Source organism: Tahibacter harae, from assembly GCF_024437735.1.
Lineage (GTDB): Bacteria > Pseudomonadota > Gammaproteobacteria > Xanthomonadales > Rhodanobacteraceae > Tahibacter > Tahibacter harae.
In genome coordinates this window covers 15801-39066 of record NZ_JANFQO010000020.1, presented here as the reverse complement: position 1 = coordinate 39066, position 23266 = coordinate 15801, and the positions used below count along the sequence as shown (strand labels likewise).

Below are 23266 nucleotides of genomic sequence, written 5' to 3'. Positions count from 1 at the left end.
CAGACTTGTTTGGGGGAGAGGGGTTGGGTGAGGGGCGGCGCTTCAGCCGGCGATGGAGTTCGGTTTTCGCGGTTCTTCGTCTATTGAATTTTTCGGCGAAAATCCAGCGGTGAGGCGCGTTGATCGTCGCCCCCTCACCCCAGCCCTCTCCCCCAAGTGAGCTTGGGGGAGAGGGAGTTTTTCGCTTCTTCTCGAAGAAATCCGGCAAATTTCGCTTGCCGGAAACCTTGGATTCCGCCGCACACTCGCTGCGAATCCCGAATCCCGAATCCCGAATCCCGAATCCCGAATCCCGAATCCCGCTGCGGCGGATATGCGCCGCGCGCTATTCGGAATCGGAACCTACGCGCTGCTCGATATGGTTGAGCCGCTGCTGCAGGGCGTCGACCAGGGCTTCCAGCTGTTCTATGCGCGATTCCAGTGCCTGCGCGCTGCTGCCGGCATTGTCGCCGCCGCTCGCGGCGGCCAGCGTGTCCAGGTTCACCTCGCCGCACAGCAGGTGCATGTAGCGGTCTTCGCGCTGGCCGCCGCTGCGCGGTAGGCGCACGGTCATGGGCGGTTCGCGCTGGGCCAGGCGTTCCAGAGTGGCGCGCACTTCGTCCAGGCCGGGGAAATCGGCGAGGCGTTCGCTGCGGGTCAGCAGCTCCGGCGCCGTCTGCGGGCCGCGCAGCATCAGCAGGGCGAGCAGGGCGCGCTGGCGCGGGGTGATATTGAGCACCTGGTCCATGCGGTGCTCGTAGCGCGAGGCCCGCGCCGACAGCGAGCCCACCACCAGGCGCTTGCCTTCGAGCTGGCGCAGCGCGTGGCCGACGGCGCCGGGTTCCAGTTCCAGCACCGGGTCGCGGTTGGATTTCTGGTTGCAGGCCGAGACCACCGCATTGAGCGTGAGCGGATAGACCTCGGGCGTGGTGGCGGCTTTCTCCACCAGGCAGCCCAGTACGCGGGCTTCGATGGGTTCCAGCAAGGCGCTGCGGTTTTCCTGCGTTTCGTCCTGGGTCACGGCGGGCTCCGGCGGCGAGAGGGCTGCATGGTAGACGCAAAACGGCTGCGCCGATGTGGCGATCCGCCGTTGTCGCGCCATCAGCCGGCGATTTGCGCCATCCGGACCAGCTCGGCCACTTTGCCGGCGTCGACGCGCCCGGCGCTCAGCACCGAGCCGTAGGCGTGCAGCGATACCGCCCCGGTGTGCGGCAGCTGTTCAAGCAATGCCGCAAGCGTCGCCGCGGCGATGCCGCCGCCAAGCACGACCTCCACGCGCCCGTCCGCCTGTGCAATCAGCGCGGCCAGCCGCTGCGCGCCGGCCACGGCGCCGCCGCTGCTGCCCCAGCGCGTGCCGCTGCTCATGATGCGGTCGGCGCCGAGGCCGATGAGTGTTTCCAGCCCGGCGGCTGCATCGTCCAGCGCATCGAAGGCGCGGTGGAAGGTGCTGCGCAGGCCGCGCATGCGTGCCGCGGCGAAAAGGCGGGCGAGGGCGGCGGTATCGAGTGCGCCGCCGCGCAGTGCGCCGAACACCACGCCGTCCGCGCCCTGGCCGGCGGCCTGGGCGATCTGTTCGAGCATCAGCGCGATCTCGGCGCCGGAGTAATCGAAATCGCCGCGGCGCGGCCGGATCATGGGATACAGGCCGGCGCGCGGAAACTGCGCCCGCGCCGCGGCCAGATCGGCGGCGCCGGGCGTGAGACCCTGCGCGGCCATGTCGCGGCAGAGTTCGATGCTGTGCGCGCCGCCCGCGGCGGCCGCGGCGCAGTCGGCGGCCAGGTGCGGGCCGCAGTCCAGGCAGATCTCCACGGGAAGCGCGCGCACGGTCATGGGCAGGGCGGGAGCGGAAAGGATCGCGCGACCTTACACGGTTTCGGCAGCCGGGTTGACCAGCCGGCCTTGTCCGGGTCAGGTACGACGCCCCCATCGGACGCGGCGCCGCGATTTGCCGGCGCGGCCGCCCGGTGCGCCTGCATTGCTGCGGTACTGTCCCGTAGCCATCGCGCCGCATCACCGCAGCGTGGCCGTCAGCCCGTGCTGTTTCCGGGGCCTTGCTTTAGGCTTGGCAGGCGCGCGGCGGACCGCGGCACGTACAGGAGCAAGCCCACGCATGTCGCCAGCCAGCCCCACGCCCGCTGCGATGCCGATGAACGATCCCGGCCCCACGCCGGCGGAACGCGCCGCCGTACTGCAGGCCATTGCCGACTGCCGCGCACTGCCCGGGCCGCTGCTGCCCCTGCTGCACGCGGTGCAGGACCGATTGGGCTATGTGCCGCCGGCGGCCGTGCCGCTGATCGCGCACGGGCTCAACCTTTCCCGTGCCGACGTGCACGGCGTAATCAGCTTCTACCACCATTTCCGCGGCACTCCGCCAGGTCGTCATGTGCTGCAGCTGTGCCGCGCCGAAAGCTGCCAGGCCATGGGCGCCGCGGCGCTGGAAGCGCAGGCGAAACAGCAGCTCGGCATCGACTATCACCAGACCAGCGCCAGCGGCGCGGTCACGCTGGAGCCGGCTTATTGCCTGGGCAATTGCGCACTGTCGCCGGCGCTGCTGATCGACGGCGAACTGCGCGGCCGCGTGACGCCGGCGCGGCTGCGCGAGCTGCTGGACGGCCTGGAGGCGCCGGCATGAGCGTTACCGTCTACGTACCCGCCGATTCGGCCGCGCTGTCGGTCGGTGCCCAGGCCGTGGCCGAGGCCGCCGCGGCGCAGGCGCGCCAGCGCGGCCTGGACATCCGCCTGGTGCGCAACGGCTCGCGCGGCCTGTTCTGGCTGGAGCCGCTGGTGGAAGTGGCCACGCCCGCGGGCCGCATCGCCTATGGCCCGGTAGCGGCGGAAGATGTGCCCAGCCTGTTCGAGGCGGATTTCCTGCATGGCGGCGCGCACGCGCTGCGCCTGGGCCCGACCGAGGAAATCCCGTTCCTCAAGCAGCAGGAACGCCTGACCTATCGCCGCATCGGCATCACCGACCCGCTGAGCCTGGAGGACTACGCCGCGCACGAAGGCTGGCAGGGCCTGGCCCGCGCACTGGCGCTGGCGCCCGCCGCCATCGTGCAGGAAGTGACCGACTCCGGCCTGCGCGGCCGCGGCGGCGCGGCGTTTCCGGCCGGCATCAAATGGCAGACCTGCGCCCAGGCGCAGTCGGCGCAGAAGTACATCGTCTGCAATGCGGACGAAGGCGATTCGGGCACCTACGCCGACCGGCTCACGCTGGAAGGCGATCCGTATTCGCTGATCGAAGGCATGCTGATTGCCGCCCTCGCGGTCGGCGCGAGCGAAGGCTATGTCTACATCCGCAGCGAATACCCGCGCGCGTTCCAGGTGTTCTCGCGCGCCATCGCGCTGGCCACCGCCGCGGGCTATCTCGGCGCCGACGCGGGCGGCAGCGGCCGGCCCTTCCATCTGCACGCGCGGCTGGGCGCCGGCGCCTATATCTGCGGCGAGGAAACCGCGCTGCTGGAATCGCTGGAAGGCAAGCGCGGCCAGGTGCGCTTCAAGCCGCCGCTGCCGGCCATCGCCGGCCTGTTCGGCCAGCCCACGGTAATCAACAACGTAGTCACCCTGGCCAGTGTGCCGCTGATCCTCGCCCGCGGCGCCGCGTTCTACCGCGACTACGGCAGCGGCCGTTCGCGCGGCAGCATTCCGCTGCAACTGGCCGGCAATCTGCGCCGCGCCGGCCTGGTGGAAAAAGCCTTCGGCCTGACCCTGCGCGAGCTGCTCTACGATTTCGGCGGCGGCAGCGCCAGCGGCCGGCCGCTACGTGCGGTGCAGGTCGGCGGCCCGCTGGGCGCCTATCTGCCGGAAAGCCGCTTCGACACCGTGATCGACTACGAAGCCTTCGCCGCCGCCGGCGGCATGCTCGGCCATGGCGGCGTGGTCGCTTTCGACGACAGCGTCGACATGGCCGCGCAGGCGCGCTTCGCCATGGAATTCTGCGCGGTCGAATCTTGCGGCAAATGCACGCCGTGCCGCATCGGCTCCACCCGCGGCGTGGAAGTGATAGACCGCATCCGCGCCGGGCGTGAGCCGCAGCGCAACGAACACCTGCTGCGCGACCTGTGCGAGACCATGCTGCAAGGTTCGCTGTGCGCGCTGGGCGGCATGGCGCCGTTCCCGGTGCTGAGCGCGCTGGATCATTTTCCGCAGGATTTCGGGCTGCCGCGGCCGTGACTGCGCCGCTGCCGCCATTGATTGCTTTGCCCGCCGCCGCGGCAGGCTGAACCGCCGCGCAGGAGAACCGCATGCGTTCCTTCGTCGAAACCGATCTGGGCACACCGGCCGTCAATGCCGGCGAAACAGTCGCGCTGGAAATCGACGGCCAGCACGTCCGCGTGCCCGCCGGCACATCGCTGCTGCGCGCCGCGGCGCTGGCCGGCACGGCCATACCCAGGCTCTGCGCCACCGATACGCTGGAGGCCTTCGGCTCCTGCCGCCTGTGCCTGGTCGAGATCGAAGGGCGCAAAGGCTATCCGGCGTCCTGTACCACGCCGGCCGCGGCCGGCATGAAGGTGCGGACGCAGAGCCCGAAGCTGGCCCAGCTGCGCCGCGGCGTAATGGAACTGTATATTTCCGATCACCCGCTGGATTGCCTCACCTGTCCCACCAACGGCCACTGCGAGCTGCAGGACATGGCCGGCGCGGTGGGGTTGCGCGAGGTGCGCTACGGCTACGACGGCGCCAGCCATCGGCAGGCGCAGAAGGACGAGAGCAATCCGTATTTCACCTTCGATCCGTCCAAGTGCATCGTCTGCTCGCGCTGCGTGCGCGCCTGCGACGAGGTGCAGGGCACCTTCGCCCTGACCATCCAGGGCCGCGGTTTCGATTCCAAGGTATCCGCCGGCCAGGATGAAGCTTTCCTGGGTTCCGAATGCGTCAGCTGCGGCGCCTGCGTGCAGGCCTGTCCCACCGCGACCCTGAGCGAGAAATCGCTGATCGCGCTGGGCCAGCCCGAACGCAGCGTGGTGACGACCTGCGCCTACTGCGGCGTGGGCTGTTCCTTCCGCGCCGAGATGAAGGGCGAGGAACTGGTGCGCATGGTGCCGGACCAGAACGGCCAGGCCAACCACGGCCATTCCTGCGTCAAGGGCCGTTTCGCTCTGGGCTATGCCACGCACCGCGACCGCATCACCACGCCCATGCTGCGCAAGCGCATCAGCGATCCCTGGCAGGCGGTGAGCTGGGAGGTCGCCATCGCCCATGTCGCGGCCGAGTTCCGCCGCCTGCAGCAGGCCTACGGCCGGCACTCCATCGGCGGTATCACGTCCTCGCGCTGTACCAACGAGGAAACCTACCTGGTGCAGAAACTGGTGCGCGCCGCCTTCGGCACCAACAATGTCGACACCTGCGCCCGCGTCTGCCATTCGCCCACCGGCTACGGCCTCAAGCAGACCCTGGGCGAATCCGCCGGCACGCAGAATTTCGATTCGGTGGAGCAGGCCGACGTGGTGCTGGTGATCGGCGCCAATCCCACCGACGGCCACCCGGTATTCGCCTCGCGCCTGAAACAGCGCCTGCGCCAGGGCGCGAAGCTGATCGTGATTGATCCGCGCCGCATCGACCTGGTGCGCACGCCGCATATCCAGGCGCAGCACCATCTCAAGCTCAGGCCCGGCACCAATGTGGCGGTGCTCAATGCGCTGGCCCATGTGATCGTCACCGAACACCTGGTCGACGAGGCTTTCGTCGCCGCGCGCTGCGAAGGCCCGGCCTTCGCCAAATGGCGCGATTTCGTCGCGCAGGAACGCAACGCGCCCGAGGCGCTGCAGGCCGAGACCGGCGTTCCCGCCGACGAGGTGCGCGCCGCGGCGCGGCTGTATGCGACCGGCGGCAATGCGGCGATCTACTACGGCCTGGGCGTGACCGAGCATTCGCAGGGTTCCACCGCGGTCATGGCCATCGCCAACCTGGCCATGGCCACGGGCAATATCGGCCGCGTCGGCGTGGGCGTGAACCCGCTGCGCGGGCAGAACAATGTGCAGGGCTCCTGCGACATGGGCTCGTTCCCGCACGAGTTTCCCGGCTATCGGCATGTGTCCGACAGCGCCGTGCGGCAGAGCTTCGAGGCCGCCTGGGGCGTGCCGCTGCATGACGAACCCGGCCTGCGCATTCCCAACATGTTCGAAGCCGCGCTGGACGGCAGTTTCCGCGGCATCTACATCGAGGGCGAGGACATTGCCCAGAGCGATCCCGACACCCAGCACGTCACGGCGGCGCTGAGCGCCATGGAATGCGTGGTGGTGCAGGACCTGTTCCTCAACGAGACCGCCAAGTTCGCCCACGTCTTTCTGCCCGGCAGTTCCTTCCTGGAAAAGGACGGCACCTTCACCAACGCCGAGCGGCGCATTTCGCGCGTGCGCAAGGTGATGCAGCCCAAGGCTGGCTATGCGGACTGGGAGATCACCCAGCTCATCGCCCAGGCCCTGGGCTATCCGATGAACTACACGCATCCGTCGCAGATCATGGACGAGATCGCCGCGCTCACGCCGACCTTCGCCGGCGTCAGCTTCGCCCGCCTGGACGAACTGGGCTCGATCCAGTGGCCGTGCAACGACGAACATCCCCTGGGCACGCCGACCATGCACGTCGACGAATTCGTGCGCGGCAAGGGCCGCTTCATGCTGACCGAATACGTGCCCACCGAGGAAAAGGTCAACGCGCGCTTCCCGCTGCTGCTGACCACCGGCCGCATCCTGTCGCAGTACAACGTCGGGGCACAGACCCGGCGCACGCCCAATGTGCTGTGGCACGACGAGGACGTGCTGGAACTGCATCCCTTCGACGCCGAGCAGCGCGGCATCGCCGACGGCGACTGGGTCGGCGTGGAAAGCCGCGCCGGCGACACCGTGCTGCGCGCGCGCCTCTCCGACCGCATGCAGCCCGGCGTGGTCTATACCACTTTCCATTTCCCCGAATCCGGCGCCAACGTGGTGACCACGGAGAACTCGGACTGGGCCACCAATTGTCCCGAATACAAGGTCACCGCGGTGCAGGCCACGCGCGTGTCGCAGCCCTCGGACTGGCAGCGCCGCCACCAGGCCTTCACCGAGCACCAGCTGGAGCTGTTGCGGCATGTCCGCTCCACCGCCGGCTGAGGCGCCGCCCGGCGCCGTGACGCGCCCGGTCGCGCGCTGGCGCGAAGGCCGGCTGCAGCAATATGGCGACCAGATCGCCGAGGAAGTTCCCGTTGCCATTTCGTGCAATGGTGAACATTTTGCCGTGATGATGGCCACGCCCGTGCAACTGGAGGATTTCGCCCTGGGCTTCGCCCTCAGCGAAGGACTGATCGCCGCGCCGCAGGAACTGCTGGACCTGCAGATACAGCCGCGGCTGGAAGGCGTGGAATTGCAGTTGCAGATTCCGTCGGACCGGGCCCAGGCGCTGGCCGCGCGCGGGCGCCGCCTGGAAGGCCGCAGCGGCTGCGGCCTCTGCGGCAGCCGGCAGCTGGACGAGGTGCTGCGCACGCCGGCGCCCGTGGGCGCCGGCATCGTGGTCACGGCCGCTGCGCTGGATGCGGCGCTGGCCCAGCTCGCCGCGGGCCAGTCGCTGGCCGCCGCCACCGGCGCCACCCATGCGGCGGCCTGGGCCGGCGCCGACGGCCGCATCCACCTGCTGCGCGAGGACGTGGGCCGGCACAATGCGCTGGACAAGCTGATCGGTGCGCTGCAGCGCAGCCGCATCGCCGCCGACGCGGGCTTCGCCGTGGTCACCAGCCGCGCCAGCTACGAGATGGCGCTGAAGGCCGCGGCGGCCGGCATCAGCGTGCTTGCGGCGATCTCGGCGCCGACCGCGCTGGCCATCGCCCTGGCCGAAAACTGCGGCCTGACCCTGATCGGATTTGCGCGGCCCGACGGCTGCGCCGTATACAGCCACGCCGGCCGCTACGCCGGCAACCGCGGAGGTGCAGCCTGAACGTGGAACGCCTGGTCGGCATGGCCAACGACATCGCGCGCTATTTCGCCTCGGAACCGGATCACGACGAAGCCGTCGCCGGTATCGCCACGCACCTGCGTCGCTTCTGGGAGCCGCGCATGCGTGCCGCACTGCTGGCGCACTGGCGCGAGACCGGCGGCGCCGGACTGCATGAACTGGCGCGCGAAGCGGTGGCGCGCCTGGCGCAGGCCTGAGCGCTTCGCCAACGCGGTCACGGAATGCGCGCGTGAAGCCCGGGTTTACCTTTGCGTCACCGCGTTTTCACGCTGCCCGGCGGCTACTATCGGCCGCGAGGTGACCGACCCATGCGACGCTTGCTGCTGCTGATCCTGCTGTGCACTTTCGCCCCGGCCGCGCCGGCGGTGTTTCTCGACTGCGTGATGAACGACGGTTTCCAGAGCGACATAGGCCTGGCGCCGGCGAACTGGAAAACGCATCTGGCGCTGAACAACTGCGCGCGCAAGACAGTGATTCCCGCGGCCAGTCCGCCCCTGGCCAACCTCACCTGGAGCGCCGCACTGGCGACCCAGGCGCAGAACTACGCCAACAACTGCAACTACGCCCACAGCGGCATGGCCGGCGTGGGCGAGAACATTTATGCCGGCGCGGTGTCGTCGGGATTTCCCAGCAATGTGGAAACGGCGGCGGCCAACAGCTGGCTGAGCGAGCAGTCCGGCTACAACTATGCGGCCAATACCTGCAGTATCTCCCAGTGCGGCCACTACACCCAGATGGTCTGGCGCACGACGGCCAGCGTCGGCTGCGGCATCCGCCAGTGCACGACGAATTCGCCGTTCCAGCCGCCGTTCACCAACTGGACCTTCGTCGTCTGCCAGTACAGCCCGCCGGGCAATTCCGGCGCCCGGCCGTACTGAGCCTCAGCTGCGGCTGCGCCGCTGCCACAGATAGAACGGCAATCCGGCCAGCAGCAGCGCGGCGCCCCAGCGCAGCGCCTGCGCGCCGGTGCCGGCCAGGGCATAGGCCGCGTACAGCGCCGCCAGCACGCCGACTACACCGAGTGCCGGCCGGCCGCGTTCCAGCTTGAGCAAGGCCAGTGCACAGATCAGGAACGGCAGCAGCGAAGCCGCCGTCGACAGCAGCACCGCCCAGGTGAACAGGCTGACCAGGCTGGCGTGGTAGTTGGCCAGCACCAGCAGACTGGACAGGGTGGCGCCGATCAGCAGGCCCAGCCGCGGCGTGCCATGGGCATCCACCTGGCCGAACACGGCCGGAAACAGGCCGTCGCGGGCGACCGCCAGCGGCAGCTGGCCCAGCATCAGCACCCAGCCGTTGAGGGCGCCCAGGCAGGTGACGGCGGCGACCACGGCGACCAGCTTGCCGGCGCCGTCGCCCAGCAGCAGGCGCACGGCCTCGGCGAACGGCGCCGGTGAGTTGGCCAGCGTCTGCGCCGGCACCAGGCGCAGCACGGCGCTGCAGGCGGCGATGGTGACGATGATGGCGACGGCGGTGCCCAGCAGGGTCGCCCGCGGCACGGTGCGCTCGGCATCGCGTACGGCGCCGGCGGGTACGGTCGCGCTTTCCAGGCCGAGGAAGGCCCACAGGGTCAGCGCCGACGTCGCGAACGCAACCTGGGCCAGGCTCTGGCCCGAAGGATTGAACGGTGCCGGTGCGGCCGCCGCGGGCGTGTCGAACCAGAGCAGGCCGGCCAGGGCGAACACGACCAGGGCCGCCACTTTCAGCAGGGTGGTGAGTAGCTGCACGCCGCCGGCGGTGCGCAGGCCGGCGATATTAAAAAAGGTACAGATCCACAATATGACGATGGAGCAGGCCGCCGAACGCGCCGGCGTCGCCGTCGCCGCAGGCAGCAGGCTGCCGGCATAGCCGGTCAGCGCGATGGCGATGGCCGGCACCGCGCTCCATATCGAGATCCAGTAGCACCAGGCCACGATGAAGCCGACGCCGTCGCCGAAGGCCGCTTGGGCGAAGGCGTAGGGCCCGCCCGAGGCCGCCGGGCGCAGTTGCCCCAGGCGCGCGAACACTGCCGCCAGCAGCAGTGCGCCGACGGCGCTGATGCTCCAGCCCAGCGCGCTGGCCGCGCCGAACGGTGCGAGGGAACTGGGCAGCAGGAACAGGCCCGAGCCGATCATGTTGCCGACCACCAGGGCCGTGGCCGTCCACAGGCCTATGCTGCGCGCCGTGCCGTTCATGCGTCCGCCCCGGATTCGCGCCAGGCGCGGCGCAGCAGTTCGTGGAAATGGTGTACGCCGCTTTCGCGCTTGGGGCACAGGCGCCCGGCCAGGTACGAACCCGAGCCCAGGCGCTGCTGCACGGCGAGGCAGATCGCCACGTCTTCCTGCTGTACCTCGTCGCTGAAGTCCTGGTCCTGGCGGCGGCGCTGCTGTTCGGCGGCATCGGCCGCGGGCGGGTAGTAGTAGTCGAATTCGACGCGGCAGCGGTCCGGCGCCAGCGGCACTACGCGATTGGTCTGCAGCCGGCCCGGCAGGATGTTGAGCATGATGTTGGGCCAGATGAAGTAATACAGCGCGTCGCCCTGGCCGTAGAAATTGCCCTCGTTCTCCAGCGGGCTCCATTGCAGCGAATACCAGTCGGCCACTTCGGTGCGGTAGCTGCGGTAGTCCAGCAGCCGGTTCAGCGCCGGATGAATATGCGGGACGTGGTAGCCCTCCAGGTAGTTGTCGACGTAGACCTTCCAGTTGCAGGCGATCTCGTAGCTGGTGCGGTGGCTGAACACGTAGCCGGCCAGGTCATGGCCGCGCAGGCGTTCGTCGATGCCGGCCAGCACCTGCGCCAGCGGCACGGCCGGCTCCAGCGCGGCGAAGACCAGCCCCTGCCAGCTCGCCACGGCAATTTCCGGCAGGCGCACGCCGGCGATATCGAAGTCCGCGGCCGAATCCATCTCCGGCGCGCTGCGCAGCTGGCCGGCCAGGGTATAGGTCCAGCCGTGATAGCGGCAGCGCAGGGCCTTGGCGCCGCGGCCGTTGCACAGCGCCAGCGGCCCGGCGCGGTGGCGGCAGACATTGTGGAAACCGCGCAGGCTGCCGTCCTCGCCGCGCACCAGCAGCACCGGCACGCCGCCGATTTCCTCGACCACGTGATCGCCGGCGGCGGCGAGCTGGCCGGCATGGGCGAGCAGCTGCCAGCTGCGGCCGAACACGCGGCGGCGTTCCTGCCGCGCGGCGTCGGCGTCGATGTAGAACGGCGCGGGCAGGGCGCTGGCGCGGTCCAGCGGCTGCGCGCGCAGCCAATCGGATTCAGGTTGGAAGTGCATGGACAGGAGTCTGGCGGCGTTCCCGGCGACTCTACCGTTTTCCGCCGCACCCGGCAGGGGCCGCTTGTGACGCGGCGTTCCTTTTCTTCCTGCGCGACACGCGGCACACTCGGGCAGGATCGACAGGCGAGGCTCCCAGCTGCGTCACGTCAGGAGCCTCTCGGCGCAAACAGTGCGGCGAGGAGGGTGAAGGTGCGTCCCACCGATATCCGTGTTCCCGATTACTTCCACAAGGTTGTCGATTGCCAGTGGGCCTGTCCGGCCCATACACCGGTACCGGAATACATCCGCCTGATCGCGGCGGGGCGCTATGCCGACGCCTATCTGGTCAACTGGAAATCCAATGTCTTTCCCGGCGTGCTCGGCCGCACCTGCGACCGGCCCTGCGAGCCCGCCTGCCGCCGCGGCCGGGTCGAGGAAAACAACGGCGAATCGCCGGAGCCCGTCGCCATCTGCCGCCTCAAGCGCGTCGCCGCCGACAACAAGGGCGATGTGCGCGCGCGCCTGCCGCGCGCCGGCAAGCCCAACGGCCGCCGCGTCGCCTGCGTCGGCGCCGGGCCGGCTTCGCTCACCGTGGCGCGCGATCTGGCGCCGCTGGGCTACCAGGTCACCGTGTTCGACGGCGAGGCCAAGGCCGGCGGCTTCATCCGCAGCCAGATCCCGCGCTTCCGCCTGCCCGAGTCGGTGATCGACGAGGAGACCGGCTACATCCTCGACCTGGGCGTGGAGTTCCGTGCCGGCGAACGCATCGATTCGCTCAAGGCGCTGCTCGGCCAGGGCTACGACGCCATCTTCGTCGGCAGCGGCGCGCCGCGCGGGCGCGACCTGGATCTGCCCGGGCGGCAGGAATGCGCGGCCAACATCCATATCGGCATCGACTGGCTGGCTTCGGTGTCCTTCGGCCATATCGAAAGCATAGGCCGCCGCGTCATCGTGCTCGGCGGCGGCAATACCGCGATGGACTGCTGCCGCTCGGCGCGGCGTCTGGGCGGCGCCGACGTGAAGGTGCTGGTGCGCTCGGGTTTCGACGAGATGAAGGCCTCGCCCTGGGAAAAGGAGGACGCCCAGCACGAAGGCATACCCATACTCGACTACCACGTGCCCAAGGCCTTCCTGCATGAGAACGGCCGCCTGGCCGCGATGCAGTTCGAGCGCGTGCGCGCCGAGCGCGACGCCCGCGGCAGGCGCCAGCTGGTGCCCACGGGCGAGCCCGACGTAGTGGTGGAGTGCGACGATGTGCTTATCGCCGTAGGCCAGGAAAACGCCTTCCCGTGGATAGAGCGCGACGCCGGCATCGCCTTCGATGAATGGGGCATGCCCGTCGTCGACAAGCAGACCTTCCAGTCCACGCTGCCCCAGGTGTTCTTCGGCGGCGATGCGGCCTTCGGGCCCAAGAACATCATCTGGGCCGTGGCCCACGGCCACGAGGCCGCGGTGTCCATCGACAAACTGCTCAACGGCGAGGACGTGCACGAACGCCCGCCGCCGCAGGTGACCCTGCTGTCGCAGAAGATGGGCATACACGAATGGAGCTATGACAACGAGGTCTCGCCGGAAGACCGCCACAAGGTGCCCTGGGCGCCCAGCGAGCAGACCCTGGGCAATATCAAGGTCGAGGTCGAACTCGGCTTTGACGCACAGACCGCGCTCAAGGAAACCCAGCGCTGCCTCAACTGCGACGTGCAGACGGTGTTCACCGACAAGGTCTGCATCGAATGCGATGCCTGCGTCGATATCTGCCCCATGGACTGCATCAGCTTCACCGCCAACGGCGAGGAAGCCGAACTGCGCCAGCGCCTGACCGCGCCGGCGCTGAACACGGAGCAGGCGCTGTATGTCTCGGGCGAACTCAAGACCCACCGCGTCATGGTCAAGGACGAAGACGTCTGCCTGCACTGCGGCCTCTGCGCCGAACGCTGCCCCACCGGCGCCTGGGACATGCACAAATACCTGATCGAGATGACCCACGCCGGGCCGGGCTGCCGCAGCAAGGGCGCATGCCGGGAGGCGGCGTGATGGTGTCTGTACCGGTAGTAGCACCTGTGGTCGCGCCGCTCTCCGCCTGCAACGACTTTGTCATCAAGTTCGCCAACGTCAACGGTTCGGGCTCGGCCTCGGCCAACGAGCTGTTTGCGAAATCCATCCTGCGCATGGGCGTGCCTGTCAGTCCGCGCAATATCTTTCCGTCGAACATCCAGGGCCTGCCCACCTGGTACGAAGTGCGCGTGAACGAGCAGGGCTGGCTGGGCCGGCGCGGCGGCGTGGACCTGATGGTGGCGATGAACCCGCAGACCTGGGACGCCGACCTCAAGGAGATCGAACCCGGCGGCTACCTGTTGTACGACTCGACCAAGCCGCTGCCGCGCTCGAAATTCCGCGACGACATCCAGCTGCTGGGCGTGCCGCTGACCGACATCTGCGCGCAGAACTACACCGTCGCGCGCGAGCGCCAGCTGTTCAAGAACATCATGTACATCGGCGCGCTGTCGGTGCTGCTGGAAATCGAGCCCGGCGTGATCGAGACCCTGCTGGGCGAACAATACCGCGGCAAGGAAAAGCTGCTCGATGCCAACCGCAAGGCCTTCCACCTGGGCCGCGACCACGTGCTGCAGCACATGGCCCATCCGCTGGGCCTGCGCGTGCAGCGTGCAGACAACGTGGGCGAGAAGATTTTCCTCGACGGCAATACGGCGGCGGCGCTGGGCTGCGTGTACGGCGGCGCGACGGTCTGCGCCTGGTATCCGATCACGCCGTCCTCGTCCCTGGCCGAGGCGTTCCAGAAATACTGCATGAAATACCGCGTCGATCCGGCCAGCGGCGCGAACCGGTTCGCCATCGTCCAGGCCGAGGACGAGATCGCCTCGATAGGCATGGTGGTCGGCGCCGGCTGGAACGGCGCGCGCGCCTTCACCACTACCTCGGGCCCGGGCATCTCGCTGATGAACGAGTTCATCGGCCTGGCCTATTTCGCCGAGATCCCGGTCACCATCATCGACGTGCAGCGCGGCGGCCCGTCCACCGGCATGCCTACGCGCACGCAGCAGTCCGACGTGCTGGCCTGCGCCTATGCCTCCCATGGCGACACCAAGCATGTGCTGCTGCTGCCGCAGGATCCGACCGAGTGCTTTGAATTCAGCGCCGCGGCGCTGGACCTGGCCGATCGCCTGCAGACGCCGGTGTTCGTGCTCACCGATCTGGACATCGGCATGAACCAGCGCCTGTGCGAGCCGCTGCAGTGGGACGATGCCCGCGTCTACGACCGCGGCAAGGTGATGACGGCCGAGGAACTGGAAGCCGGCCGCGATTTCGGCCGCTACAAGGATGTGGACGGCGACGGCATTCCGTACCGCACCTATCCCGGCACGCATCCGAGCAAGGGCGCCTACTTCACCCGCGGCACCTCGCGCGATCCGTACGCGCGCTATTCCGAGCGCGGCCCGGATTACGTCTACAACATGCAGCGCCTGCTGCACAAGTTCGATACCGCGCGCAGCCTGGTGCCGGCGCCGGTGCTGCGCGCGGCCGCACGGCCCACGCGCCATGGCGCGATCTTCTACGGTTCCACCAGTCCGGCCATGGCCGAGGCCATGACGCTGCTGGAACGCGACGGCCTGCTGCTGGACACCCTGCGCCTGCGCGCATTCCCGTTCCCGGATTCGGTGCGCGAGTTCATCGCGGCGCATGATGTCGTCTACGTGGTCGAACAGAACCGCGACGGCCAGCTGCGCAGCCTGCTGATCAACGAATTCGACCTGGACCCGGCGCGCGTGCCCGCCGTGCTGCACTACGACGGCACGCCCATCACCGCGCGCTTCATCGCCGGCGCCATCGCCGAACGGGTCGGCGCGGCCGGCAGCGGACGCTGAACGGATGAACGCCGTTCCGGCCCATGGACTACAGTCCGACCACCGCATGCCTACCGCCGGAGCCACGCACTGATGGAAACCTCCATCATGTACCTGTTGTCCTTCCTCGCCGCGCCGCTGCTGATCGCCGCGTTCGCGGTGCTGTTCGTCAAGACGCATTCGCCCTGGCTGCTGGCCGCCGCGATACTGGAAACCCTGTCGCTGCTGTTCCGCATCGCCCTGATGGTGCACACGCCGCTGGCCGGCATGGCCGTGTTCATGGGCGCCTGGCAGCTGGCGGGGCTGCTGGTCACGGTGTGCGTGCTCGGCTTTGCCGTGACCTGGAGGCCGGCGCAGTGAGGGCGGGATTCGATAGTCGGGATCGGAGATGCGCGGGGCGCGCTGCAATGCCCGCCTGCGTCTGCACATCTTCCGTCCTGCATCCTCCCCGCCGAAGCCTCGGCGTTGCCTGCACATCCCCCATCCCGGATCCCCACTCCCGGCGCGGCAACCACCGCGCCAAGGCCCAGCCATGACCTTCATCGCCAAGCCCAAGCTGCACCATCCCACCCTGCCGCAGAACGCGCTGTGCTTCACCCGGCGCGACTACGAAGGCAAGATCAGCACGCTCTGCGCCGGCTGCGGCCACGATTCCATCTCCGCAGCCATCATCCAGGCCTGCTGGGAACTCAATGTGGAACCGCACCGGCTGGCCAAGCTGTCCGGCATAGGCTGCAGTTCCAAGACGCCGGATTATTTCCTCGGCCAGTCGCACGGCTTCAATACGGTGCACGGGCGCATGCCCTCGGTGCTGACCGGGGCCAACCTGGCCAATCGCGAGCTGCTGTACCTGGGCGTGTCCGGCGACGGCGACTCCGCCTCCATCGGCATAGGCCAGTTCGTGCACGCGATACGCCGCGGCGTGAACATGACCTACATCGTCGAGAACAACGGCGTCTACGGCCTGACCAAGGGCCAGTTCTCCGCCACCGCCGACCAGGGCAGCACCTCCAAGCGCGGCGTGGTGAATGCCGACAGCCCCATCGACCTGATCGGCCTGGCCCTGCAACTGGGCGCGACCTATGTCGGGCGCGGCTTCAGCGGCGACAAGGCCCAGCTGGTGCCGCTGATCAAGGGCGCCATCGCCCATCGCGGCGCCGCCTTCCTCGACGTGATAAGCCCCTGCGTCGCATTCAACAACCACGCCGGCAGCACCAAGAGCTACGAATACGTGCGCGCGCACAACGAGGCGGTCAACCGCCTGGACGTGATTCCGGAGCGCGAGGAAATCGCCGTCGACTATCCGGCCGGCAGCACCATCGAGGTCGAGCAGCACGACGGCTCGCGCCTGCGCCTGCACAAGCTCGCCGCCGACTACGACCCGCGCGACCGCATCGCCGCGATGAACCATGTGCAGCAGCGCCAGGCCAGGGGCGAGGTCGTCACCGGCCTGCTCTATGTCGATGCGCAGGCCGAGGATCTGCACACCCACCTCAACACCGTGGCCACGCCGTTCAATCGCCTGGGCGCGGCCGAGCTTTCGCCCGGCTCGGCGGTGCTGGCGAAGATCAATGCGGGGTTCCGCTGAAACCGGAATTGCGCACGGCGGCGGCACGCCGCATTTCCAGGGGCGGCGTGCGGGGATCGGCAGTCCGCCGCAGGCCCGCGCTGGCGATGTAGCCAGCGGCCGCTGGCGCGGCATGCATCGCGGCTGTTGCCTCCGGCTGCGGCGGCCGTGTCCGCGCGCTGGCCGTTGCGCCGCCAGCGTGCGGCTGCGCGCAACTCGCTGTCCGTTCCCGATGCAGGCACGGCGGTTGATCCTGCACTGAACGATTTGCCGTTATCGTTCCAAGGAGGGAATCGGTTTGCCGCCCGATTCCGATACGCTTCGTCACCAGGGTCAAACAGGGGTTTTTGCCATGAAGTCAGCAGGCTCAGGCTGGGCTGGACGTTTTCTGTTGCGCACTATTCTCGGCGCCGCGCTGGCGGCCACGCTGGCATCGCCCGCGGCGCTGGCCAACCGGGCCGACTTCGATCTCTCGTTCGGTACCGATGGCGTGGTGCGTCTTCCGCTGCTGGAGCAGAGCAGCCTGGTCGATCTGGCCGTGCAGCCGGACGGCCGCATCGTCGCGGTGGGCTATGCCGAACAGGGCGGCGTCCGGCAGTGGGCCGTGGTGCGCTTCAATAGCGACGGCAGCCTGGATTCGAGCTTCGGAACCAACGGGGTAACCTTGCTCGCCGCGCCGCAGGCCGGCTCGGCGCTGGCGGCCGTTCCGCGCAATGTCGCCGTCAATTCGACCGGCCACATCCTTGTCGCCGGGCAGACCGCGCTGATGCGTCTGACGCCGCAGGGCCAGCTCGACCTCAGCTACGGCACGGGCGGCACCTATGTGCCGCCGCTGGCTCCCGATCAGGGCGGCCCGCTGTTGCTGGATCTGGTGCCGTCCGGCGACGGCGGCTTCTACCTCGGCGGTGCGCTGTCGATGGTCTGGGTGCCGCTGCCGACGTACGCCACGCGCAATGTCATGGTCATCAAGCTGACGGATGCCGGCCTGATCGACACTTCGTTCGCCACCAATGGCGTGGCTTATGTGCCTCCCGTGCTGACCCGTTTCTTTGCCGAGGCCAGCGCGGTGCTGCCGGTCGGCGGCGCCATCTATCTGGGAGGCGCGGAGCAGAACAGGCAGAACCAGGATGCGGCGGGTACAGCCTACAAACTGGGCTCCGACGGCACGTTCGACCCCAGTTTCGGCAGCGCCGCCTTGAGCGGTTCGCTCCGGCTGTTCTCCGAATATTGGTTCAATTCGAGCTACGTATCTGCGCTGGCACGTCAGTCCAGCGGCGCGTTGCTGGCGGCAGGCAAGATCGGCGGGTTCATGGGCAACTATTTCGGCATCCGCCGGATTCTTGCGGACGGCACGACGGACGCGGCTTTCACTCCCGTGAGAATTGAAACCACCGTTGCGATCGATTACGCGATCCGTCCTGCGCCGCAGCTGCTGGTCGATACGGACGACCATATCGTCGCCAGCGGATTCGGTGCGGATGCGGCCAGCCTGCTGGGACTGCTGCCCGACGGGGCAATCGATCCGGATTTCGGCAGCAACGGTCTTGCCGCCATGCCCTTCGGCGGTAGCCAGACACGGCAGCTGGCGCGCCAGGCCGATGGCAAATACCTCGTCATCGGCGGCGGCGAATCGGGCGGCGCCGGCGGCGCCATGTACATCGCGCGCCTGCGCGGTACTGCGCTGATTCCGCCGGAACTGGTCGCCACGCCGGCTGCCGGCGGCAGTTTCTCGGTCACCGGCGGCACGCCCGGCCAGAGCCAGCTGCTGGGAACGATAGACTTCGCCAATCGTGGCGGCGATCCGCTCGTGGTCGCCAGCTGTACGGCTTCGGCCGGCTTCAGCGTCGGCGGCACGTTCCCGCTGACGATTGCGACCGGCGCGAGCCAGTCCGTGCCGGTGTCCTGCACCATGCCGGTGACGCCGCTGACGGCGCAGACCGGCACGCTGACCTGCTCGGGCATCAACGACACGGACGAGCCCAGCATCAGCTACAGCCTCTCCTGCACGTCAGGTGCCGCCGCGGTGACGACGCCGGTGCCCGCCGCCGGCCGCGGCGCGCTGGCCCTGCTCGCCGCAGCGCTGGCGCTGCTGGGACTGGGCGCTTTCCGGCGGCGCCGTCCGCTGGCCTAGGCGCCGGGCGCGCCGGGCCGGCTGCCGGCGCCGGCGCACGTTGCTGTTTCTGACTGTCGCCGCGGCGGAAACGCTGCAGCGAGCGGCAACGGGCGGTCCAAGGTGCGTCGATGCTGCTGAATTTTCTGGAATAGTTTCAACGATAGCCGCGCATCCGCATGCTGCCCGTCGCGGCGCTGTGCGGCGGCAGCGCAGGCGGCGGAGTCCCGGTGTTTCCGCCGCGGCCGAGGTGCGCCGGCGCAACGGCCGGCCGGCAGGCGCCGCGGCGACCGCGAAAAACCGCGCGGCCCGGCAGCAACTCGCCGGCTGAAAGAAGCACGCAATCTTCAGCCTGCACAATGCGCCGACGACTTCGGAGATGCGCATGAAACGCCTGTTGCTGCCAATCCTGATCGCCGCCGCCGGCGCGGCCAACGCGGACAGCGTACTGCTGGGAAAAACCCTGATCGGCAAGGGCGCCAGCAGTGAACAGGCGCGCACGGCCGGCGGCGAGCCGGCCCGGCTGGACCGCATCGACGGCGACGAATCCTCGCCGGCCATGGAGATCTGGACCTATCGCCTGGAAGGCCGCAGCGTCACCCTGTGGCTGGTGGCGGACAAGGTGGTCAAGGCCAGCGAGGAACGCGGCGGCGCGGCGCGGGTGGATGCGTCGTCCGGCACGACGCGGGTGACCGGCGCGAACTGAGCCCCACGCAAGCGGCGGGCCGCGCCCGCACGGCAGGGTAATTTTCTTCAATCGCGGCACCGGCGCGGCCGCTAGCCTGGATCCGGCTTTTTTCCTGCAGATCCAGGTGCTCTATGACTGTCCTGCTTTCCATGGCTGCCTTCGCCCTGGCGGCCTCCATCACGCCAGGTCCGGTGAATCTGGTCGTGCTCAGCTCCGCCGCCCAGCACGGCCTGGGCGTCAGCCTGCGCTTCGTCACCGGCGCGACGCTGGGCTTCACCTTGCTGCTGCTGCTCACCGGCCTGGGCCTGCACGAGCTGCTGCGCCGCCTGCCGTATCTGGTCGCGGCGATTCAGTGGGGCGGCGTGGCTTTCCTGCTCTACATGGCTTTCCGGCTGGCCGCGGATGACGGCCGCCTGGGCGAGCAAGGCCGCGGCCAGGCGCCGACCCTGCTGCAGGGCGCGGTGCTGCAATGGCTCAACCCCAAGGCCTGGCTGGCCGCGCTGGCCGGCATGGGCGCGTTTGCGGCCGGCGGCGAGACGGCGCGGGTGTGGATATTTACCGCAATCTATTTTGTGATCTGCTATGCCTCGCTGGCGTGCTGGTCCTATGCCGGCGCCTTCCTGCGCCGCTACCTGCACCAGCCGCGGCGCATACGCTGGTTCAACCGGCTGATGGCGCTGCTGCTGGCGCTCAGTGCGCTGTACCTGCTGCTGGGCTGAGCCGGCGGTTTTCGCCGCGCAGGCCGCCGTGCCGCTGCCGAGGCCCCATCGTTGCGGCGGCTCAGGACTGGTACTGCCCCGGCGTTGCCGCGAGAAAGCGCTTGAAGGTGCGCTGGAAATGCGCCTGGTCGGCGAAGCCGGCCTCCAGCGCCACCTCGACGATGGGGCGGCCGCGGCGCAATTGGGCCTGGCCGTATTGCAGGCGGCGGTTGACCAGATAGGCATGCGGTGTCATGCCGTAGCGCTGCTGGAAGGCGCGGATCAGATAAGACGGCGACAGCCCGGCAGCCGCGCAGATTTCCTCCAGGCCCAGCGGCCGGGTCAGGTTGTCGCTGATGAACTCGGCCGCCCGCCGGAGCTTGTGCGCGGCCTCCTGCGCGGGCCGCGCCGCGGGATCCAGCCGCTGCTGCAATTGACTGAAGAAGGCGACGCTCTGCACCTGCTTGTGCAGGCGGCTGGCTGCCGCATCCGCCAGCAGCGCGGCCAGCTGGTTCAGGCCGGCGTAGAGCAGGGGATCGGTGCTCGCCGTTGTTGAAAATGCGTGGAAATCTTCGTTGGGATCCAGGCCCAGCTCGTGCTGCAGCCCGGCCAGCCAGGCCCGGTCCACGTACAGCATGTGGTAGGACCAGGGTTCATCGGCGATGGGATTGCAGGCGTGCACGTCCTCCGGGTTCATCACCGCGACGGCGCCGGCGCCGACGGTCTCGCGCGTGCGGCCGTTGTGGTAGCTGCTGCGGCCGGCGGTGATCGCGCCTATCGAAAAGGTCTCGTGCGCATGCCGCGCATAGCAGACCTTGCGCCCGTCCTGGACGTAGCGTGCCTCGATGAAGGGCAGGGCGGGGTCGCGCCAGAAGACAGGGTCGGTTTGTTCCGGCATGCGCGGCGCTGACTCGGGTAGGCGGCGGATCAGGAACATGGGGGTGTGCCGCGGCGGCGCAAGGCCGCGTGGGGTAGAGTAGCCGGCTGCCGGCGACAGTCTGCCGGCGCCGGTACGGCGAGGAAATACCGCATGAAAGCTTGTGCAAGCATGCTGCTGTGCCTGCTGGCCGCCACGGCCGCCAGCGCGCAGCAGAAACCCGCGACGGACTACGACCGCGCCATCGCCGCGGGCTACAAGGCGCTGACCTTGTGCAGCGGACTTTTCAACGCCGGGCGCAGCGAAGCGCAGCTGGCCGCGCTGGAACTCAAGGGCATCTATCCCGAATACGATGCCATCGTGCCGCAGCTGGCGGCGGTCATCGACAGGGAACGCAAGCAGGTCGCGGTCGCCTTCGACGCCGCGCGGCCGCCGCGTATTGCGGCCTGGCGGGCGAACCTGGGTTGTACCCAGCTGCCCATCGGTGCCGCGCCGGCGGCCGTGGCGGCGTTGCCGCGCTTCGCTGCGCCCGCGCCTGCGCTGGAACGCAAGCCCTGGCCGCTGGGCGACCGGCAGGCCACCGGCCGCGTCGACGGCGACAAGCGCGCGCTGGCGCGCGGCGTCGATCGCGCCTTCGACGGCACGTATTTCGGCGAAGGCAGCCAGACCACCGGCATCGTCGTCGTGCAGCGCGGGCGCATCGTCGCCGAGAAATACCGCAAGGGTTTCGGTCCGCAGGTGTCGCAGCGCACCTGGTCGGTGGCCAAGAGCCTGGCCGGAACCCTGGTCGGCGTTGCCCAGCAGCAGGGCGTGCTCGATCCGGCCCAGCCGGCGGCGATAGGCCAATGGCAGCAGCCCGGCGATCCGCGCGGCGCCATCACTACCGACAACCTGCTGCGCATGGCCAGCGGCCTGCACAGCAGCACCGCGGGCAACCGCACCGATGCGTTGTACTTCGGCGGCGCGGCGGTGGATCAGGAAGCCGGCACCTTGCCGCTGCTGAAGCAGCCGGGTTCAACCTTCCGCTACGCCAACAACGACACCGTGCTCGCCCTGCGCGGCCTGCGCGAGCGGCTGGGCGACGAGCAGCAGGCGCTCGCATTTCCGTTCACCCAGCTGCTGTGGAAGATCGGCATGACCCGCACCGTGCCGGAGACGGACTGGCGCGGCAATTACGTGATGTCCAGCCAGGTGTGGACCACGGCGCGGGACCTGGCCCGCCTGGGCCTGCTGTACCAGAACGACGGCGTGTTCCAGGGCCAGCGCCTGTTGCCCGAAGGCTGGGTGCGCTATGTCAGCAGCGCCAGCGGTCCGCAGCCGCCCAGCGGCTTCGGCTACGGCGCGACGTTCTGGCTGTTCAAGGATGTGCCCGGCGTGCCGGCCGATACCTACGCGGCCATCGGCAACCGCGGCCAGTACCTGGTGGTGGTGCCGGCGCGGCAGGTGGTGATCGTGCGCCGCGGCGAGGATCCGGCCGGCGTACGCTTCGATATCGCGCGTTTCACCGCGGAGCTGCTGGCAGCGTTGAAATAGCATCGGGGAATCCAAACGCCGGCGCTGTTGCGACGGAGGCTGCCGCTGGCGGCGGAGCTGGCGCCGGCCGCTGCGTGCGGCGGCCGTCTCAGTCCTGGTACAGCGCTTGCCGCTCGGCCGGCTGCAGCACCCGCGGCGCGACCACGGGCTGCGCCGTGGCCGTGTCGAAGAACGGGTTGTGCCGGTATTTGCCGCTCAGGCGCGAGAGCAGGATGTTGCGCCCTATGCGCAGCCCGGCGAGGAACATGGAGCCCGCCGGTTTCACTGCGCCGCGCGCCGAGGCCGTGTTCAGCGCGATGCTGCAGGGGCCGAACGCCCGGGTCAGCTCCGCTTCCGGTGCGGACAGGCAGCCGACGACAATGCCGAGATAGGAAATCCGCGGATCGCGCGGCGTATTGCCGATGGCCGTATCGCAGCAGGCGGCATACCAGCGCAGCAGGCCGGTCTCGCTCAGCGACACGCAGGCCAGCTGGTCCGTGCCGGCGGTGAAGCGCAGGCGGCGCGGCAGGGTGGCGATGATCTCGGTGCCGCCGTGGCGGTCGAGCATGTCTTCGTGGCGGCCGAGAAAGCGCGCGTACGCCTGGCAGTCCTTGCAGTAGCAGACGGCGCGGCCGGCCGCCGAGGCGGTATCCAGGCGGCCTTGCAGATGGCCGCAGTGGCAGCGCAGCGCAGTATCCATGTTCAGAAGGCTAACCTCGCGGGCCAGGGGAAACTGTCCAGCAGTCTACGGAATGGCGGCGAGGCGCTGCCTCTGAACGCTGCGGCGCAGGCCATGCCGCAGGTCTGCCGC

At 69.1% G+C, this 23266-nt stretch carries 20 protein-coding genes; 14 read left to right on the top strand and 6 right to left on the bottom strand.

Translation table 11 applies throughout. The features are described 5' to 3' along the window. Positions 1–325 precede the first annotated feature (325 nt). Both NM961_RS18515 and NM961_RS18510 read right to left on the bottom strand, forming a co-directional pair. Entirely contained in the window at positions 326–1000 is a 675-nt protein-coding gene (locus NM961_RS18515) for a YceH family protein (protein ID WP_255915900.1), read from the bottom strand. 80 nt (positions 1001–1080) lie between these two features. Continuing rightward, the gene (locus NM961_RS18510) at positions 1081–1809 is read right to left on the bottom strand and encodes a copper homeostasis protein CutC (RefSeq protein ID WP_255915899.1); all 729 of its coding nucleotides are present in this window, start codon (positions 1807–1809) and stop codon (positions 1081–1083) included. 280 nt (positions 1810–2089) lie between these two features. Here NM961_RS18510 and NM961_RS18505 point away from each other — a divergent pair, with 280 nt between their 5' ends. The 6 genes from NM961_RS18505 (at position 2090) to NM961_RS18480 (ending at position 8783) form a co-directional block, all read left to right on the top strand. Further along, on the top strand, positions 2090–2611 hold the full coding sequence (locus NM961_RS18505; protein ID WP_255915898.1) for a formate dehydrogenase subunit gamma: 522 nt from the start codon (positions 2090–2092) through the stop codon (positions 2609–2611). Beyond that, the gene (locus tag NM961_RS18500) at positions 2608–4149 is read left to right on the top strand and encodes a formate dehydrogenase beta subunit (RefSeq protein WP_255915897.1); all 1542 of its coding nucleotides are present in this window, start codon (positions 2608–2610) and stop codon (positions 4147–4149) included. Before NM961_RS18505 ends, NM961_RS18500 begins: the two co-directional genes overlap by 4 nt. A gap of 71 nt (positions 4150–4220) precedes the next feature. Beyond that, the gene (gene fdhF, locus NM961_RS18495) at positions 4221–7070 is read left to right on the top strand and encodes a formate dehydrogenase subunit alpha (protein WP_255915896.1); all 2850 of its coding nucleotides are present in this window, start codon (positions 4221–4223) and stop codon (positions 7068–7070) included. Continuing rightward, entirely contained in the window at positions 7048–7887 is an 840-nt protein-coding gene (fdhD, locus tag NM961_RS18490; protein ID WP_255915895.1) for a formate dehydrogenase accessory sulfurtransferase FdhD, read from the top strand. The genes fdhF and fdhD overlap by 23 nt, the downstream gene beginning before the upstream one ends. Positions 7888–7889: 2 nt before the next feature. After that, positions 7890–8102, top strand: coding sequence for a formate dehydrogenase subunit delta (locus tag NM961_RS18485; RefSeq protein WP_255915894.1), 213 nt, complete (start codon positions 7890–7892; stop codon positions 8100–8102). A gap of 111 nt (positions 8103–8213) precedes the next feature. Continuing rightward, on the top strand, positions 8214–8783 hold the full coding sequence (locus NM961_RS18480; RefSeq protein ID WP_255915893.1) for a CAP domain-containing protein: 570 nt from the start codon (positions 8214–8216) through the stop codon (positions 8781–8783). Between the two features lie 3 nt (positions 8784–8786). Here NM961_RS18480 and NM961_RS18475 read toward each other — a convergent pair whose 3' ends face one another. Together NM961_RS18475 and NM961_RS18470 are read right to left on the bottom strand one after the other, a co-directional pair. Next, positions 8787–10076 (bottom strand): amino acid permease, encoded by a 1290-nt coding sequence (locus tag NM961_RS18475; RefSeq protein WP_255915892.1) that lies wholly within the window; start codon positions 10074–10076, stop codon positions 8787–8789. Next, on the bottom strand, positions 10073–11158 hold the full coding sequence (locus NM961_RS18470; protein ID WP_255915891.1) for an aromatic ring-hydroxylating oxygenase subunit alpha: 1086 nt from the start codon (positions 11156–11158) through the stop codon (positions 10073–10075). The genes NM961_RS18475 and NM961_RS18470 overlap by 4 nt, the downstream gene beginning before the upstream one ends. 192 nt (positions 11159–11350) lie before the next feature. Here NM961_RS18470 and NM961_RS18465 point away from each other — a divergent pair, with 192 nt between their 5' ends. The 7 genes from NM961_RS18465 (at position 11351) to NM961_RS18435 (ending at position 20087) form a co-directional block, all read left to right on the top strand. Then, positions 11351–13174: an FAD-dependent oxidoreductase gene (locus NM961_RS18465; RefSeq protein ID WP_255915890.1), complete on the top strand. Its 1824-nt coding sequence runs from the start codon at positions 11351–11353 to the stop codon at positions 13172–13174. Further along, entirely contained in the window at positions 13174–15024 is a 1851-nt protein-coding gene (locus NM961_RS18460) for a 2-oxoacid:acceptor oxidoreductase subunit alpha (protein ID WP_255915945.1), read from the top strand. The genes NM961_RS18465 and NM961_RS18460 overlap by 1 nt, the downstream gene beginning before the upstream one ends. Positions 15025–15096: 72 nt before the next feature. Next, positions 15097–15363: a hypothetical protein gene (locus NM961_RS18455; protein ID WP_255915889.1), complete on the top strand. Its 267-nt coding sequence runs from the start codon at positions 15097–15099 to the stop codon at positions 15361–15363. A 172-nt stretch (positions 15364–15535) separates the two neighbouring features. Continuing rightward, positions 15536–16591, top strand: a complete 1056-nt coding sequence (locus NM961_RS18450; RefSeq protein WP_255915888.1) for a 2-oxoacid:ferredoxin oxidoreductase subunit beta — start codon at positions 15536–15538, stop codon at positions 16589–16591. 370 nt (positions 16592–16961) lie between these two features. Continuing rightward, complete coding sequence (locus NM961_RS18445) at positions 16962–18701, top strand: delta-60 repeat domain-containing protein (protein ID WP_255915887.1); 1740 nt, start codon at positions 16962–16964, stop codon at positions 18699–18701. Between the two features lie 364 nt (positions 18702–19065). Then, positions 19066–19386, top strand: a complete 321-nt coding sequence (locus NM961_RS18440) for a hypothetical protein (protein ID WP_255915886.1) — start codon at positions 19066–19068, stop codon at positions 19384–19386. 113 nt (positions 19387–19499) lie between these two features. After that, positions 19500–20087, top strand: a complete 588-nt coding sequence (locus tag NM961_RS18435) for a LysE family translocator (RefSeq protein ID WP_255915885.1) — start codon at positions 19500–19502, stop codon at positions 20085–20087. Positions 20088–20148: 61 nt separating this feature from the next. Here the strand turns inward: NM961_RS18435 and NM961_RS18430 are convergent, their stop codons facing one another. Then, positions 20149–20964 (bottom strand): AraC family transcriptional regulator, encoded by an 816-nt coding sequence (locus NM961_RS18430; protein WP_255915884.1) that lies wholly within the window; start codon positions 20962–20964, stop codon positions 20149–20151. A 132-nt stretch (positions 20965–21096) separates the two neighbouring features. Between NM961_RS18430 and NM961_RS18425 the strand changes: the two genes are divergently transcribed. Then, positions 21097–22476, top strand: a complete 1380-nt coding sequence (locus tag NM961_RS18425) for a serine hydrolase domain-containing protein (protein ID WP_255915883.1) — start codon at positions 21097–21099, stop codon at positions 22474–22476. Positions 22477–22564: 88 nt separating this feature from the next. Here the strand turns inward: NM961_RS18425 and NM961_RS18420 are convergent, their stop codons facing one another. Next, positions 22565–23155, bottom strand: coding sequence for a DUF6151 family protein (locus NM961_RS18420; RefSeq protein ID WP_255915882.1), 591 nt, complete (start codon positions 23153–23155; stop codon positions 22565–22567). Between the last annotated feature and the right edge of the window lie 111 nt (positions 23156–23266).

Coding starts and splice junctions, on each gene's coding strand:
- NM961_RS18500 (WP_255915897.1), top strand. CDS start 2,608: ATGAGCGTTACCGTCTACGTACCCGCCGATTCGGCCGCGCTGTCGGTC.
- NM961_RS18425 (WP_255915883.1), top strand. CDS start 21,097: ATGAAAGCTTGTGCAAGCATGCTGCTGTGCCTGCTGGCCGCCACGGCC.
- NM961_RS18475 (WP_255915892.1), bottom strand. CDS start 10,076: ATGAACGGCACGGCGCGCAGCATAGGCCTGTGGACGGCCACGGCCCTG.
- NM961_RS18505 (WP_255915898.1), top strand. CDS start 2,090: ATGTCGCCAGCCAGCCCCACGCCCGCTGCGATGCCGATGAACGATCCC.
- NM961_RS18460 (WP_255915945.1), top strand. CDS start 13,174: ATGGTGTCTGTACCGGTAGTAGCACCTGTGGTCGCGCCGCTCTCCGCC.
- fdhD (WP_255915895.1), top strand. CDS start 7,048: ATGTCCGCTCCACCGCCGGCTGAGGCGCCGCCCGGCGCCGTGACGCGC.
- NM961_RS18470 (WP_255915891.1), bottom strand. CDS start 11,158: ATGCACTTCCAACCTGAATCCGATTGGCTGCGCGCGCAGCCGCTGGAC.
- NM961_RS18420 (WP_255915882.1), bottom strand. CDS start 23,155: ATGGATACTGCGCTGCGCTGCCACTGCGGCCATCTGCAAGGCCGCCTG.
- NM961_RS18480 (WP_255915893.1), top strand. CDS start 8,214: ATGCGACGCTTGCTGCTGCTGATCCTGCTGTGCACTTTCGCCCCGGCC.
- NM961_RS18440 (WP_255915886.1), top strand. CDS start 19,066: ATGAAACGCCTGTTGCTGCCAATCCTGATCGCCGCCGCCGGCGCGGCC.
- NM961_RS18450 (WP_255915888.1), top strand. CDS start 15,536: ATGACCTTCATCGCCAAGCCCAAGCTGCACCATCCCACCCTGCCGCAG.
- NM961_RS18435 (WP_255915885.1), top strand. CDS start 19,500: ATGACTGTCCTGCTTTCCATGGCTGCCTTCGCCCTGGCGGCCTCCATC.
- NM961_RS18510 (WP_255915899.1), bottom strand. CDS start 1,809: ATGACCGTGCGCGCGCTTCCCGTGGAGATCTGCCTGGACTGCGGCCCG.
- NM961_RS18455 (WP_255915889.1), top strand. CDS start 15,097: ATGGAAACCTCCATCATGTACCTGTTGTCCTTCCTCGCCGCGCCGCTG.
- NM961_RS18430 (WP_255915884.1), bottom strand. CDS start 20,964: ATGCCGGAACAAACCGACCCTGTCTTCTGGCGCGACCCCGCCCTGCCC.
- fdhF (WP_255915896.1), top strand. CDS start 4,221: ATGCGTTCCTTCGTCGAAACCGATCTGGGCACACCGGCCGTCAATGCC.